Annotated in this window: 9 protein-coding genes and 1 other RNA gene; 7 read left to right on the top strand and 3 right to left on the bottom strand. The window is 58.0% G+C overall.

Annotated features, from left to right (window positions below):
- A partial coding sequence (locus tag IM267_RS18470; RefSeq protein ID WP_193034014.1) for a molybdopterin-dependent oxidoreductase occupies window positions 1-1,546 on the top strand: 1,546 nt, incomplete at its 5' end.
- A 181-nt stretch (window positions 1,547-1,727) separates the two neighbouring features.
- Entirely contained in the window at window positions 1,728-3,146 is a 1,419-nt protein-coding gene (locus tag IM267_RS18465) for a YchO/YchP family invasin (RefSeq protein ID WP_193034013.1), read from the top strand.
- Between the two features lies 1 nt (window position 3,147).
- Here the strand turns inward: IM267_RS18465 and narL are convergent, their stop codons facing one another.
- Window positions 3,148-3,798, bottom strand: coding sequence for a two-component system response regulator NarL (narL, locus tag IM267_RS18460; RefSeq protein ID WP_003856701.1), 651 nt, complete (start codon window positions 3,796-3,798; stop codon window positions 3,148-3,150).
- Entirely contained in the window at window positions 3,791-5,587 is a 1,797-nt protein-coding gene (narX, locus tag IM267_RS18455) for a nitrate/nitrite two-component system sensor histidine kinase NarX (RefSeq protein WP_193034012.1), read from the bottom strand. The genes narL and narX overlap by 8 nt, the downstream gene beginning before the upstream one ends.
- Before the next feature lie 309 nt (window positions 5,588-5,896).
- On the opposite strand from narX, the gene IM267_RS18450 reads away from it, so the two are divergent.
- The 5 genes from IM267_RS18450 to narI all read left to right on the top strand — a co-directional run bounded on the left by IM267_RS18450 (window position 5,897) and on the right by narI (window position 14,335).
- Window positions 5,897-7,294, top strand: a complete 1,398-nt coding sequence (locus IM267_RS18450; protein WP_063452236.1) for a NarK family nitrate/nitrite MFS transporter — start codon at window positions 5,897-5,899, stop codon at window positions 7,292-7,294.
- A 381-nt stretch (window positions 7,295-7,675) separates the two neighbouring features.
- Window positions 7,676-11,419: a nitrate reductase subunit alpha gene (locus tag IM267_RS18445; protein WP_063452237.1), complete on the top strand. Its 3,744-nt coding sequence runs from the start codon at window positions 7,676-7,678 to the stop codon at window positions 11,417-11,419.
- Entirely contained in the window at window positions 11,416-12,951 is a 1,536-nt protein-coding gene (gene narH / locus IM267_RS18440; RefSeq protein ID WP_063452238.1) for a nitrate reductase subunit beta, read from the top strand. Before IM267_RS18445 ends, narH begins: the two co-directional genes overlap by 4 nt.
- Window positions 12,948-13,658, top strand: coding sequence for a nitrate reductase molybdenum cofactor assembly chaperone (gene narJ / locus IM267_RS18435; RefSeq protein ID WP_063866535.1), 711 nt, complete (start codon window positions 12,948-12,950; stop codon window positions 13,656-13,658). Before narH ends, narJ begins: the two co-directional genes overlap by 4 nt.
- The gene (gene narI, locus IM267_RS18430; RefSeq protein ID WP_063452240.1) at window positions 13,658-14,335 is read left to right on the top strand and encodes a respiratory nitrate reductase subunit gamma; all 678 of its coding nucleotides are present in this window, start codon (window positions 13,658-13,660) and stop codon (window positions 14,333-14,335) included. Before narJ ends, narI begins: the two co-directional genes overlap by 1 nt.
- Before the next feature lie 239 nt (window positions 14,336-14,574).
- Here the strand turns inward: narI and IM267_RS18425 are convergent.
- A non-coding RNA gene (locus tag IM267_RS18425) (RtT sRNA) lies at window positions 14,575-14,705 on the bottom strand.
- Window positions 14,706-14,745: the final 40 nt, after the last annotated feature.

The following is a 14,745-nucleotide window of genomic DNA, read 5'->3' as shown; positions in this document are numbered from 1 at the left end:
GGAAGTGAGCGGGCTGGCGAATCAGCTGGCGGCACACATGAATTTTGAGCCGGACGATCTCGCGCGCGTGGCCCGCTTCTGGGGCACCGAGCGGCTGGCGCAGACCCCGGGCCTGATGGCGGTGGAACTGTTTGACGCCATTGCCCGCGGCGAGGTAAAGGCGGTGTGGATCATGGGCACCAACCCCGCCGTGTCGCTGCCGGACAGCCACGCGGTGTGCCAGGCGTTGGCGGCCTGTCCGCTGGTTATTGTTTCTGAAGTGATGCAGGAGACGGACACCAGCCGGTTTGCCCATATCCGTTTTCCCGCCCTGGGGTGGGGCGAGAAAAACGGCACGGTGACGAACTCTGAACGCCGTATCTCCCGCCAGCGCGCCTTTCTGCCTGCGCCCGGCGAGGCCAAACCGGACTGGTGGATCGTCGCCCGGATCGCAGAGCAGCTCGGCTACGGCGAGGCCTTCGCCTGGGAACATCCTCAGGAGATCTTTTGTGAGCATGCGGCGCTGACGGCGTATGAAAATAACGGCGAACGGGCCCTGAACCTGCACGAGCTGGCGTCGTTGACGCGAGAGGCGTGGGACGATCTGGCGCCGTACCAGTGGCGCGCCGGTGATTTCCCGCAAAGAACGATTGTTCCGGTTGAGCCCTCAACGCAGGGCGCCTGCGTTAACGAACTGTACCCGTTAATACTGAACAGCGGGCGCATCCGCGATCAGTGGCACACCATGACGCGCACGGGGTATGTTCCGCGCCTGATGCAGCATATCGACGAGCCATTTGTTGAGTTAAGCGCAGCCGATGCGGCCCGCGCGGCCCTGACGGACGGCCAGCTGGCGCGGATAAGCTCCCCGCGCGGAGTGATGGTTGCCAGAGTACGTATTTTCCCCGGACAGCGTGCGGGCGAGCTGTTTGCGCCGATGCACTGGAACGCGCAGTTTGCCCGGCAGGGGAAGGTCAATGCGCTGGTGGAGGGACGGGTGGATGCCTGTTCCGGCCAGCCTGAGAGTAAACAAACGGCGGTAAGGATCATGTCCTGGCTCCCCGCCTGGCAGGGAGAACTGTATGCCCGCGAACTGCCGGCGTTGCCGCCGTCGGTCTGCTGGTGGCGTAAAGCCTCACGTCTGACGGTAGCGGGAGATCGGCCTCTGCTGTCGTGGATTATGGCGTATGCCAGCGCCCGGGGCTGGCAGCTACAGGTGGCTCAGACGGGGGAAGGCAGCAGCATACTGGCCTGGCATCTCGGCGAGCTGATGCTTGGCTACTGGGAGGGCCATACGCTGCCGGCGCTGGCGCATGCGTTTATTGAAGAAGCCTTTGCTTCTGCGCCCGTACAAATCGCTGAACGCCATGCGCTGCTGCACGGACAACGGCCGGGTGAAGGTGCCGATCCCGGTCGAATTATCTGTAGCTGCTTCAGCGTGGGTGAAAACACGATACGCCAGGCGATAGCCGGAGGCTGTGATTCTGCGACAGCGCTGGGAGTGAAGTTGCGCTGCGGGACTAACTGCGGCTCCTGCGTGCCGGAGCTGAAAGGGCTGTTGGGATAATGGCGTCGGGTGGCGGCTACGCCTTACCCGACCTACGGGCCGGTACAAATTTGTAGGTCGGGTAAGGCGAAGCCGCCACCCGACAAATCTTTTCAGGATATTCCTGAAATTTCTGTTAAGGCTGGTTTTCAGGGCTTATGGCGTTAACATATAAGTGTTTGTTCAAAAACACAGGTTCTTATTGACGACGTTGAAGGCTGTATCGTCCCGCATCCGTTTTTTGCTGTTACTCCCCCTTATTTCGGCTGGAGCCGTTCACGGTGCGCCGAAATCCTTCGTGCAGCAGGCACAAAATCCGTTTGATAACAACGGCGATAGCCTGCCGGATCTGGGTATGGCGCAACCGACGAGCGAGGGCGAAAAGCACCTGGCTGAAATGGCAAAAGCCTTCGGTGAAGCCAGTATGACCGATAACGGCCTGACCGCCGGGCAGCAGGCGCGAGAGTTCGCGTTTGGCAAAGTGCGGGATGCCGTGAGCGGGGAAGTTAACGAGCAGATTGAATCCTGGCTTTCGCCCTGGGGGAATGCCAGCGTCAACGTGCTGGTGGATGACGAAGGGAACTTCAACGGCAGCAGCGGCAGCTGGTTTATCCCCTGGAACGATAACAACCGTTATCTGAGCTGGAGCCAGCTTGGCCTGACGCAGCAGACGGATGGGCTGGTGAGCAACGTGGGGATTGGCCAGCGCTGGGTGGCCGGAAAGTGGCTGCTTGGCTACAACACCTTTTACGACAACCTGCTTGAAGACAACCTGCAACGCGCCGGATTGGGCGCAGAGGCGTGGGGAGAAAACCTGCGCCTGTCGGCTAATTACCACCAGCCGTTTGCCGGCTGGCAGCCGGGTTCCGACATTCGGGAGCAGCGCATGGCGCGCGGGTACGACGTAACGGCCAAAGCCTGGCTACCCTGGTTTCATCATCTGAACACCAGCGTCAGCTTTGAACAGTATTTCGGCGATAACGTCGATCTGTTTAACAGCGGTACGGGGTATCACAACCCGGTCGCGGTCAACCTGGGGCTGAACTATACCCCCGTCCCACTGGTCACCCTGACGGCAGCCCATAAGCAGGGGGAGAGCGGGGTTAGCCAGAATAACCTCGGGCTGAAGCTCAACTATCGTTTTGGCGTGCCGCTGGCGAAACAGCTTTCCGCCGGGGAAGTGGCGGCGACGCGCTCGCTGCGGGGAAGCCGCTATGATTCACCGGAGCGCGACAATCTGCCCGTCATGGAGTTTCGTCAGCGAAAAACCCTCTCGGTCTACCTGGCTACGCCGCCGTGGGATCTTAAGCCGGGCGAAACCGTCATGCTGAAGCTGCAAATTCGCAGCACCCACGGTATCCGTCAGATCCACTGGCTGGGTGATACCCAGGCGCTCAGCCTGACCTCACCGGCAAACAGCAACAGCAGCGATGGCTGGAGCGTGATTATGCCCGCCTGGAACGACGCGGAAGGGGCGAAAAACGAATGGCGGCTTGTGGCCGTGGTGGAAGATAAGGATGGGCAGCGTGTCTCCTCCAATGAGATCACGCTTTCCGTGGTGCAACCGCTCGTCGCAATGCCTGACGACGATCCACGGTGGAAGTTGCTGCCGGACGACTAAGTTAAAAAATGCGTTCCTGATGCACCCAGACGGCAGCTTCGACGCGGGATTTTAGCTTCATTTTCTTCAGCATGTGTTTGACATGCACCTTGACCGTACTTTCAGTGATGTCCAGACGGCGGGCGATCATTTTGTTAGGCAGGCCCTGGGCAATCAGCTTCAGAATGTCGCGCTCGCGCGGGGTCAGCTGGCTGACGTCACGATCGGACGTAGCGCGGTTCGCACGCAGGCTGGCGGCCAGCACCGGCGTTAACGCTTCGCTCAGCACCATCTCGCCTGCGGCAGCCTGTTGCAGCGCCTTGAGCAGATCTTCCGGCTCCATATCCTTCAGCAGATAGCCGTCTGCTCCCCGCTTGAGGGCGGTGACCACGTCTTCCTCGTGGTTGGAGACGCTGAAGACCACCACCCGGCCAGAAAGGGATTTCTCCCGCAGCTTGTCGAGGGTTTCCAGGCCATTCATGCCCGGCATGTTGAGATCGAGCAAGATCAAATCAGGATCGAGCGATTCGGCAAGTTCAATCCCCTGTTCACCGTTGCTGGCTTCACCGACGACGGTGATATCCGGCGCCATACTGACAAGCTGTTTAACGCCAGTGCGCAGCATCGGGTGATCGTCAATCAGCAGGATCGATGCCGGTTCCTGATTAGTCATGGTTTTCTCCTTGAGCAGTTATAAGGGACTTTTCGGGTATAAAGGTGACCACGACTTCGGTGCCACCTGACTCTCCCCGGCGAACCTGGCAATCACCGCGCAGGCTTTGCGCGCGGTCTCGCATGATAATTAAACCATAATGGTTCGTTCGTTCGGCATTTTCCGGCACGCCGCGACCGTTATCCTGAACCCTGAGCTTCACCTGATTATCCTGGCAGCTGACGGTGACCGTAACGGCCGTTGCCTCGGCATGCTTGAGCACGTTGCTCAGGGCTTCACGGGCAATTTGCAGCACATGGATCGCCTGGTGAGAAGGGACAAAACGCGGCGGCAGCTGGTAATCCAGCTTTACCGGGAAGCCCAGCCGGGCGCTAAATTCCTGGCAGCTGGACTCCAGCGCCGGGCGCAGCCCCGGCTCGGTGAGCTGCAAGCGGAAAGTAGTCAGCAGTTCGCGAAGCTGAACCCATGAGGTGTTAAGCTCGTTGCGGATCTGGCTGAGCAGCTGTTTGTTGCTATCGGGCATGCCTTCGTCCTGCATTTGCAGGCAGCTCACCTGCATCTTCATGCAGGAGAGGGACTGGGCGATGGAGTCGTGCAGCTCGCGGGCGATGGTGGCACGCTCCTCCATAACAATCAGCTGCTGCTGTTTCTCCTGGTGGCGATCGAGCGCGAGGGTGGCCGTGAGCTGCTCAACCAGGGTATCCACAAGCTGCTGCTGGTCGTGGCTGAGGTGACGACCGGCTGGCAGGGTGGCCAGCAGAATACCGTACTGGGTATGGCTGTCCATCAGCCGCCACTTGAGGGTCGTGCCGCTGGTGGTCAGCGGAGGCAAGCCGCGCGGGCACAGATGACACCCTTTATCGTCGCAGGAGATGTCCGACTGACAGGTAAATTCCTGGTGGTTTTCTTCGTCTTCAACGTCGTAAACCCGTAGCTCTAGATCGCGGAGCAGGGTCAGGTTTTGCAGGCCGTTCAGTACCGGCGAGAGACGCTCGCAAAGCGGCACCTGCATATGCAGGCGACGGTTCGCCTGCCACAGGAAAGAGAGGATCTCGTTTTTCTGCTCAAGCCCGGCGGTTTTCTCCTGGACGCGTTTTTCCAGTACCGCGTAGCTTTCCGAGAGTTCAGCCGACATGGTATTGAGCGCCTCGCCGAGCATCGCCATTTCGTTGCGCCCGCTGATGTGCGTGCGTTGGGTAAAATCGCGTTGAGTGACGGCGCGGGCCATCGCCAGAAGTTGTTTCCAGGGGTTCAGCAGCCGCGCGCGCAGCCAGATAACCGTGAAAATCAGCAGCAAACCCATAAACAGCGCCATCGCACGATGAACCATCACCACACGGTCAATGCGTAACTCTGTCGTGCGATCGAAAGAGCTGACAAGATGGTCGATGCGTGACACAAACCCGGCGACATCCTGCGCGACCGTTTCCCGATTTTCCGCCCGTTTTAGCCCGGGCGCCAGCTGGGTGTGCCAGTAGCCCTGAAGCGCCTTAAGCTGAGATTGTTGGCCGTCACGAATAGCGGCTCTTTCCAGCTCAGGGCTGAATGCGGTACGCTCCATTTCGTCGATAAGCGGCTGGTCAGCCTGCGTCAGCGGAACCGACGCCAGCAGCCGGTAACTCTGCATGCGTAGCGAGCCTGCCTCGTTGATGGCATGCGCATTACCCTGTACGCCCTGTACCAGCCAGCCAGAAATAGCCATGCCGGTCACACCGATAGCGGTGGACAGCAGAACGATAAGCGCCAGCTGGTTAACCAGCGTTAGCGGAGATAAACATCTTTTTAACATAGAGTTGACGGGCTCCTGACGTGACCTGCTTGCAGGAATGGCGCTATTCTGGTGCATACCCCGGAGTATACCCATACCAATAAAGGATTACCTCTAAATTGCCGCAGGGGTAACGGTTAGTGGGTGGACGAAGCAGGGATGCGTCAGCACCGTGAAAAACCACACCTTTTTTACGTTTTGCATCTACTCACTAAGAGTGATGGCTTTTTTTTCACCGCGAAACCTCCCACTTTTCCTTTGATTTATATCAACTTACCGCCGCTCTAAAGCCCTAATGTTTGCAGCATCATTCGAGAATCAGAGGTGTCTATGAGTCACTCTTCCGCTCCCGAAAGGGAAACTGGTGCCGTAATTACAGACTGGCGTCCAGAGGATCCGGCGTTCTGGCAACAGCGCGGCCACCGTGTAGCAAGTCGTAATCTGTGGATTTCCGTTCCATGTCTGTTACTGGCGTTTTGCGTCTGGATGTTGTTCAGTGCGGTTGCGGTTAACCTGCCTAAAGTGGGCTTTACCTTTACCACCGATCAGCTGTTTATGCTGACCGCGTTGCCGTCGCTTTCAGGTGCACTGCTGCGCGTGCCTTACGCATTTATGGTGCCTGTCTTCGGCGGTCGTCGCTGGACGGCTTTCAGTACCGGGATCATGATCGTCCCGTGCGTATGGCTCGGTTTTGCGGTGCAGGATACCTCCACGCCGTTTAGCGTGTTCGTGATTATCTCTCTGCTGTGCGGTTTTGCGGGTGCGAACTTTGCGTCCAGCATGGCGAACATCAGCTTCTTCTTCCCGAAAGCGAAGCAGGGCGGTGCGCTGGGCATTAACGGCGGTCTGGGTAACATGGGCGTGAGCGTGATGCAGCTGCTTGCGCCGCTGGCGATCTCCGTCTCCATCTTTGCCGCCTTTGGTGGCGGTGGCGTGACGCAGCCTGACGGTTCAATGCTGTTCCTGCAAAACGCAGCCTGGATCTGGGTGCCGTTCCTGGTGGTCTTTACGCTGGCGGCGTGGTTCTTCATGAACGATCTGTCCGCGTCCAAAGCTTCCCTGAGCGAGCAGCTGCCGGTGCTGAAACGCGGCCACCTGTGGGTGATGGCGCTGCTGTATCTGGCAACCTTCGGCTCGTTCATCGGCTTCTCCGCGGGCTTTGCGATGCTGTCGAAAACCCAGTTCCCGGACGTGCAGATCCTTCAGTTTGCCTTCTTCGGTCCGTTTATTGGCGCGCTGGCACGTTCGCTGGGCGGGATGATCTCCGACCGTCTGGGCGGGACTCGCGTTACGCTGGTGAACTTTGTTGTGATGGCTATCTTCTGTGCGCTGCTGTTCCTGACGCTGCCTGTTGATGGTCAGGGCGGTAACTTCTTTGCCTTCTTCGGCGTCTTCATGGTGCTGTTCCTGACGGCCGGGCTGGGCAGTGCGTCTACCTTCCAGATGATCTCTGTCATCTTCCGCAAGCTGACCATGGACCGCGTGAAAGCGCAGGGTGGGAGCGACGAGCAGGCGATGCGTGAAGCCGCCACCGATACCGCTGCGGCACTTGGGTTTATCTCTGCAATTGGCGCGATTGGTGGCTTCTTTATTCCAAAAGCGTTTGGTATCTCACTGGATCTGACCGGCTCTCCGGCGGGTGCGATGAAAGTCTTCCTCGTCTTCTATATCGCCTGCGTGGCCATCACGTGGCTGGTATACGGCCGTAATACCAAGAAAAACAAGTAAGCTTGATTATCCGTTTGCGCGGCCTCAGTGCCGCGCTTTTTTTTATACTTAATTAGTTACAACATACTAAAAAACGTATTCACGTTCACTCGCAGGTAACACTGTGATCGCCATCGCTTTACAGGTGTTTCTACCCCTTAATACCTAAGATGTTAAATTTTGCTTCGTCTTTTGTACGATAAATAAAAAATATCCATATAAATCATGTATATAAAAAATAATAACAGATACCGCTTTGGTGGTATTTGATCTAATACCCCCCGTGACAGACCCCCTTCGCCTTGATCGTTATCAATTCTCACCATCTTTCATAGCGTTACCTTCGCTGCAAATCAGCAATGTCGATTTAGAGAGCCACAGGCTCCACACAGGAGATACCCGATGAGCAAATTTTTGGACCGGTTTCGCTACTTCAAACAGAAGGGTGAAACTTTTGCCGATGGGCACGGCCAGGTTCTGGATACCAACCGGGACTGGGAAGACGGTTACCGTCAACGCTGGCAGCATGACAAAGTTGTCCGTTCTACCCACGGCGTAAACTGCACTGGCTCATGTAGCTGGAAGATTTTCGTTAAAAACGGTCTGGTGACTTGGGAAATGCAGCAGACCGACTATCCGCGTACCCGTCCGGATATGCCGAACCATGAACCGCGCGGCTGCCCGCGTGGGGCCAGCTACTCCTGGTATCTATATAGCGCCAACCGTCTGAAATATCCGCTGATGCGTAAACGCCTGATGAAAATGTGGCGTGAAGCGAAAGTGCAGCACAGCGATCCGGTTGATGCGTGGGCCTCTATCATTGAAGATGCCGACAAAGCGAAAAGCTTCAAGCAGGCGCGCGGTCGCGGTGGTTTTGTTCGTTCTTCCTGGAAAGAGGTGAACGAGCTGATTGCGGCCTCTAACGTCTACACCGTGAAAACCTACGGTCCTGACCGCGTGGCGGGCTTCTCGCCAATCCCGGCGATGTCGATGGTCTCTTACGCTTCCGGCGCGCGCTACCTGTCGCTTATCGGCGGGACCTGCCTGAGCTTCTACGACTGGTACTGTGACCTGCCACCTGCGTCACCGCAGACCTGGGGTGAGCAGACCGACGTGCCGGAATCCGCTGACTGGTACAACTCCAGCTACATCATCGCCTGGGGCTCTAACGTGCCGCAGACCCGTACCCCGGATGCGCACTTCTTCACCGAAGTACGTTACAAAGGGACGAAAACCGTCGCGGTAACGCCGGACTACGCGGAAATCGCCAAGCTGTGCGACCTGTGGCTGGCACCGAAACAGGGTACCGATGCCGCAATGGCGCTGGCGATGGGCCACGTCATGCTGCGTGAGTTCCACCTCGACAAGCCAAGCCAGTACTTCACCGATTACGTCCGTCGCTACACCGACATGCCTATGCTGGTGATGCTCGAAGAGCGCGACGGCTACTACGCGGCGGGCCGTATGCTGCGTGCTGCGGATCTGGTGGACGCGCTGGGGCAGGAAAACAACCCAGAGTGGAAAACAGTCGCCTGCAACAGCAACGGCGAGCTGGTGGCACCTAACGGTTCTATCGGTTTCCGCTGGGGCGAGAAAGGCAAATGGAACCTGGAGCAGCGTAACGGCACCACCGGCGAAGAGACGGAACTGCGCCTCAGCATGCTGGGCAGCCAGGACGAGATCGCCGATGTCGGCTTCCCGTACTTTGGCGGTGAAGGTTCCGAGCACTTCAACAAGGTTGAGCTGCAAAACGTCCTGATGCACAAACTGCCGGTTAAGCGCCTGCAACTGGCGGACGGCTCTACCGCGCTGGTCACGACGGTCTACGACCTGACCATGGCAAACTACGGCCTGGAGCGCGGTCTGAACGACGAAAACTGCGCAACCAGCTACGACGACGTGAAGGCCTATACCCCGGCCTGGGCGGAGCAGATCACCGGCGTGCCGCGCGCGCAAATCACCCGTATCGCGCGTGAATTTGCGGAAAACGCCGACAAAACACACGGTCGTTCGATGATCATCGTGGGTGCCGGTCTGAACCACTGGTATCACCTCGATATGAACTATCGCGGCCTGATCAACATGCTGATCTTCTGCGGCTGCGTCGGTCAGAGCGGCGGCGGCTGGGCGCACTACGTGGGCCAGGAAAAACTGCGTCCGCAGACCGGCTGGCAGCCGCTGGCGTTTGCCCTTGACTGGCAGCGTCCGGCACGTCACATGAACAGCACCTCCTACTTCTATAACCACTCCAGCCAGTGGCGCTACGAGACGGTTACCGCGCAGGAACTGCTGTCGCCGATGGCGGATAAATCCCGCTACAGCGGCCACCTGATTGATTTTAACGTGCGCGCTGAACGCATGGGCTGGCTGCCGTCGGCGCCGCAGCTGGGCACTAACCCGCTGCGCATTGCACAAGAGGCGAAGCAGGCGGGCATGTCGCCGGTAGATTACACCGTGAAATCGCTCAAGGAAGGCTCAATTCGTTTCGCGGCAGAACAGCCTGAGAACGGTAAAAACCATCCGCGCAACCTGTTCATCTGGCGTTCCAACCTGCTGGGCTCATCCGGTAAAGGCCACGAGTACATGCTGAAATACCTGCTGGGCACCGAGAACGGTATTCAGGGTAAAGACCTCGGCAAGCAGGGCGGCGTGAAGCCAGAAGAAGTGGAATGGAAAGACAACGGTCTGGACGGCAAGCTGGATCTGGTGGTGACGCTGGACTTCCGTCTGTCCAGTACCTGCCTGTACTCCGATATCGTGCTGCCAACCGCCACCTGGTACGAAAAAGACGACATGAATACCTCGGATATGCATCCGTTTATTCATCCGCTGTCTGCCGCCGTTGACCCGGCGTGGGAATCGAAAAGCGACTGGGATATCTACAAAGACATCGCGAAGAAATTCTCCGAAGTCTGCGTAGGTCACCTGGGCAAAGAGACCGACGTGGTGACGCTGCCAATCCAGCACGACTCCGCTGCCGAACTGGCGCAGCCGCTTGACGTGAAGGACTGGAAAAAAGGCGAGTGCGACCTGATCCCGGGCGTGACCGCGCCGCACATCATTCCGGTTGAACGTGATTACCCGGCAACCTACGAGCGCTTCACCTCTATCGGACCGCTGATGGAGAAAATCGGTAACGGCGGCAAAGGCATCGCCTGGAACACCCAGAGCGAAATGGACCTGCTGCGTAAGCTCAATTACACCAAAGCAGACGGCCCGGCCAAAGGCCAGCCAATGCTGAACACGGCAATTGATGCGGCGGAGATGATCCTGACCCTGGCACCGGAAACCAACGGCCACGTGGCGGTGAAAGCGTGGGCGGCCCTGAGTGAATTTACCGGTCGTGACCACACGCATCTGGCGAAGAATAAAGAGGAAGAGAAAATTCGCTTCCGCGATATTCAGGCCCAGCCGCGAAAAATTATCTCCAGCCCGACCTGGTCAGGTCTGGAAGATGAACATGTCTCCTATAACGCTGGCTATACCAACGTTCACGAGCTGATCCCATGGCGCACGCTTTCTGGTCGTCAGTCTCTGTACCAGGACCACCAGTGGATGCGCGACTTCGGTGAAAGCCTGCTGGTGTACCGTCCGCCAATCGACACCCGCTCCGTGAAAGCGGTGATGGGCGCGAAATCGAACGGTAACCCGGAGAAGGCGCTGAACTTCCTGACGCCGCACCAGAAGTGGGGTATCCACTCCACCTACAGCGACAACCTGCTGATGCTGACGCTGTCACGCGGGGGGCCGATTGTCTGGATGAGCGAAGCGGACGCCAAAGATCTGGGTATCGAAGATAACGACTGGATCGAAGTGTTCAACAGTAACGGTGCCCTGACGGCACGAGCCGTGGTAAGCCAGCGCGTGCCGGCTGGGATGACCATGATGTATCACGCGCAGGAACGTATCGTTAACCTGCCGGGTTCAGAGATCACCGAGCAGCGCGGCGGTATTCACAACTCCGTGACCCGTATTACGCCGAAGCCGACCCATATGATCGGTGGTTATGCTCAGCTGGCCTACGGCTTTAACTACTACGGCACCGTAGGATCGAACCGCGATGAGTTCGTGGTGGTACGTAAGATGAAGAATATTAACTGGTTAGACGGCGAAGGTAATGACCAGGTACAGGAGAGCGTAAAATGAAAATTCGTTCACAAGTCGGCATGGTGCTGAATCTGGATAAATGCATCGGCTGTCATACCTGCTCGGTCACCTGTAAAAACGTCTGGACCAGCCGTGAAGGTATGGAGTACGCCTGGTTCAACAACGTGGAAAGCAAGCCGGGCACTGGCTTCCCGACCGACTGGGAAAACCAGGAGAAGTGGAAGGGCGGCTGGATCCGTAAAATCAACGGCAAACTGCAACCGCGCATGGGTAACCGCGCGATGCTGCTCGGTAAAATCTTCGCTAACCCGCATCTGCCGGGCATCGACGATTACTACGAGCCGTTTGATTACGACTATCAGAACCTGCACAACGCGCCGGAAAGCAAACACCAGCCGATCGCCCGTCCTCGCTCGCTGATCACCGGTAAGCGCATGGACAAAATTACCAGCGGTCCAAACTGGGAAGAAATTCTGGGCGGCGAGTTCGAAAAACGCGCGAAGGACCAGAACTTCGAGAACATGCAGAAGGCGATGTACGGCCAGTTCGAAAACACCTTCATGATGTATCTGCCGCGCCTGTGCGAACACTGCCTGAACCCGGCGTGCGTCGCGACCTGCCCGAGCGGCGCCATCTACAAGCGTGAAGAAGACGGCATCGTGCTGATCGACCAGGACAAGTGCCGCGGCTGGCGTATGTGCATCACCGGCTGCCCGTACAAAAAAATCTACTTCAACTGGAAGAGCGGTAAGTCAGAGAAGTGCATCTTCTGCTATCCGCGCATCGAAGCCGGTATGCCGACCGTCTGCTCCGAGAGCTGCGTAGGCCGTATCCGCTACCTCGGCGTGCTGCTGTACGACGCGGACGCGATTGAAAATGCCGCAAGCACCGAGAACGAAAAAGACCTCTATCAGCGTCAGCTGGACGTCTTCCTCGATCCGAACGATCCGAAGGTGATTGAGCAGGCGCTGAAAGACGGCGTTCCGCAGAGCGTGATCGACGCCGCGCAGCAGTCTCCGGTGTACAAAATGGCGATGGACTGGAAGCTGGCCCTGCCGCTGCACCCGGAATACCGCACGCTGCCGATGGTCTGGTACGTACCGCCTCTGTCGCCGATTCAGTCTGCGGCGGACGCGGGCGAGCTGGGCAGCAACGGTATTCTGCCGGACGTGGAAAGCCTGCGTATCCCGGTTCAGTACCTGGCAAACCTGCTGACCGCCGGAGATACCCAGCCGGTGCTGCTGGCGCTGAAACGTATGCTGGCGATGCGTCACTTCAAACGTGCGGAAACCGTTGACGGCGTTAACGATACCCGCGCGCTGGAAGAGGTCGGCCTGACCGAAGCGCAGGCGCAGGAGATGTACCGCTATCTGGCAATCGCTAACTACGAAGATCGTTTCGTGGTGCCAAGCAGCCACCGCGAGCTGGCTCGCGAGGCCTTCCCGGAGAAAAGCGGGTGTGGCTTTACCTTTGGCGACGGTTGCCACGGGTCAGACAGTAAATTCAACCTGTTCAACAGCCGCCGCATCGACGCGATGGATGTGACCAGCAAAACGGAGCCGCACCAATGATTGAACTCGTCATTGTTTCGCGTCTGCTCGAGTACCCTGATGCTGCGCTTGCGCAGCATCAACAGGAACTCTTTGATGCACTCGCGTCATCTGAAAACCTGGATAAAGAGGATGCCCAGAAGCTGGGCGTTTTCCTCCGCGACCTGCTGGCGCGCGATCTTCTCGACGCGCAGGCGGACTACAGCCAGCTGTTTGACCGTGGTCGTGCGACGTCTCTGCTGCTGTTTGAACACGTTCACGGTGAATCCCGCGACCGTGGTCAGGCGATGGTGGATCTGATGGCCCAGTACGAACAGCACGGCCTGCAACTCGACAGCCGCGAGCTGCCGGATCACCTGCCGCTGTACCTGGAGTATCTGGCGCAGCTGCCGAAAGAAGAGGCCCTGGGGGGGTTGCAGGACATCGCTCCCATTCTGGCGCTGCTCGGCGCACGTCTACAGCAGCGTGAAAGCCGCTATGCCGTACTGTTCGATCTGCTGGTGAAGCTGGCGAACGCCTCGGTCGACAGTGAAAAAGTGGCGGAAAAAATCGCGGATGAAGCTCGCGACGATACCCCACAAGCGCTGGACGCCGTCTGGGAAGAAGAGCAGGTGAAATTCTTTGCTGACCAGAACTGTGGTGAGTCTGAAATCTCTGCGCATCAGCGTCGTTTTGCCGGAGCGGTGGCTCCGCAATATTTGAATATCTCTAACGGAGGACAGCACTAATGCACTTCCTGAATATGTTCTTCTTTGACATTTACCCGTATATCGCGGGCACCGTGTTCCTGGTGGGAAGCTGGCTGCGTTATGACTATGGCCAGTACACCTGGCGTGCTGCCTCCAGCCAGATGCTGGATCGTAAGGGGATGAACCTGGCGTCAAACCTGTTCCACATCGGGATTTTGGGGATTTTCGCCGGTCACTTCCTGGGGATGCTGACGCCGCACTGGATGTACGAAGCGTGGCTGCCGATTGAAGTGAAGCAGAAGATGGCGATGATCGCCGGGGGTGCCTGCGGCGTGATGACCCTGGTGGGTGGTCTGCTGCTGCTGAAACGTCGTCTGTTCAGCCCACGCGTGCGGGCTACCACCACAGGCGCGGACATCCTGATCCTCTCCCTGCTGATGGTGCAATGCGCGCTGGGTCTGCTGACTATTCCATTCTCTGCGCAGCATATGGACGGCAGTGAAATGATGAAGCTGGTGGGGTGGGCGCAGTCCGTCGTGACCTTCCACGGCGGTGCATCAGAGCATCTGGACGGCGTGGCATTTATCTTCCGCGTTCACCTCGTGCTGGGTATGACGCTGTTTGTGCTGTTCCCGTTCTCCCGTCTGGTGCATATCTGGAGCGCGCCGGTGGAGTACCTGACGCGCAAATATCAGGTAGTGCGTGCGCGTCGCTGATTCGTTGTTTTGAAAGAACCCCGCTTTTGCGGGGTTTTTTTTGGCCTGGTGCCTGGGTTTAGCGCGGATGTCGCGGTCGGATGCCGGGTGGCGGCTGCGCCTTACCCGGCCTACGAATATGTTTGTAGCCCCGGTAAGCGAAGCGCCACCGTGGAAAACAGGCAGGGACGGATGACTCCCGGCATCGGAGAATATGGCGCATTGTGCTTTTGGCGAGTGCTGAAGGATCTGGAAAGTGATGGTGGTGGGGGAAGGATGACTCGGCGCGTTGCGCCTCGCCCTTCGGGTCGTTGCCTGCGGCAACGCTTTCTCGCTACGCTCGAATCGAACCTTGGTCGAAGCTTCTCATCCTTCCCCGCACTGGAGAAACATGGCGCATTGTGCTTTTGAAGAGTGCTGAAGGATCTGGA

This window comes from Enterobacter cloacae complex sp. P15RS, from assembly GCF_014895905.1.
Taxonomy (GTDB): Bacteria; Pseudomonadota; Gammaproteobacteria; order Enterobacterales; family Enterobacteriaceae; genus Enterobacter; species Enterobacter quasihormaechei.
This window is presented reverse-complemented; position numbering and strand designations above follow the sequence as displayed.

Bases quoted from the DNA above. Each gene is read 5' to 3' on its own strand.
- narH (WP_063452238.1), top strand. From the start codon at position 11,416: ATGAAAATTCGTTCACAAGTCGGCATGGTGCTGAATCTGGATAAATGC.
- narI (WP_063452240.1), top strand. From the start codon at position 13,658: ATGCACTTCCTGAATATGTTCTTCTTTGACATTTACCCGTATATCGCG.
- IM267_RS18445 (WP_063452237.1), top strand. From the start codon at position 7,676: ATGAGCAAATTTTTGGACCGGTTTCGCTACTTCAAACAGAAGGGTGAA.
- IM267_RS18450 (WP_063452236.1), top strand. From the start codon at position 5,897: ATGAGTCACTCTTCCGCTCCCGAAAGGGAAACTGGTGCCGTAATTACA.
- narJ (WP_063866535.1), top strand. From the start codon at position 12,948: ATGATTGAACTCGTCATTGTTTCGCGTCTGCTCGAGTACCCTGATGCT.
- narX (WP_193034012.1), bottom strand. From the start codon at position 5,587: ATGTTAAAAAGATGTTTATCTCCGCTAACGCTGGTTAACCAGCTGGCG.
- narL (WP_003856701.1), bottom strand. From the start codon at position 3,798: ATGACTAATCAGGAACCGGCATCGATCCTGCTGATTGACGATCACCCG.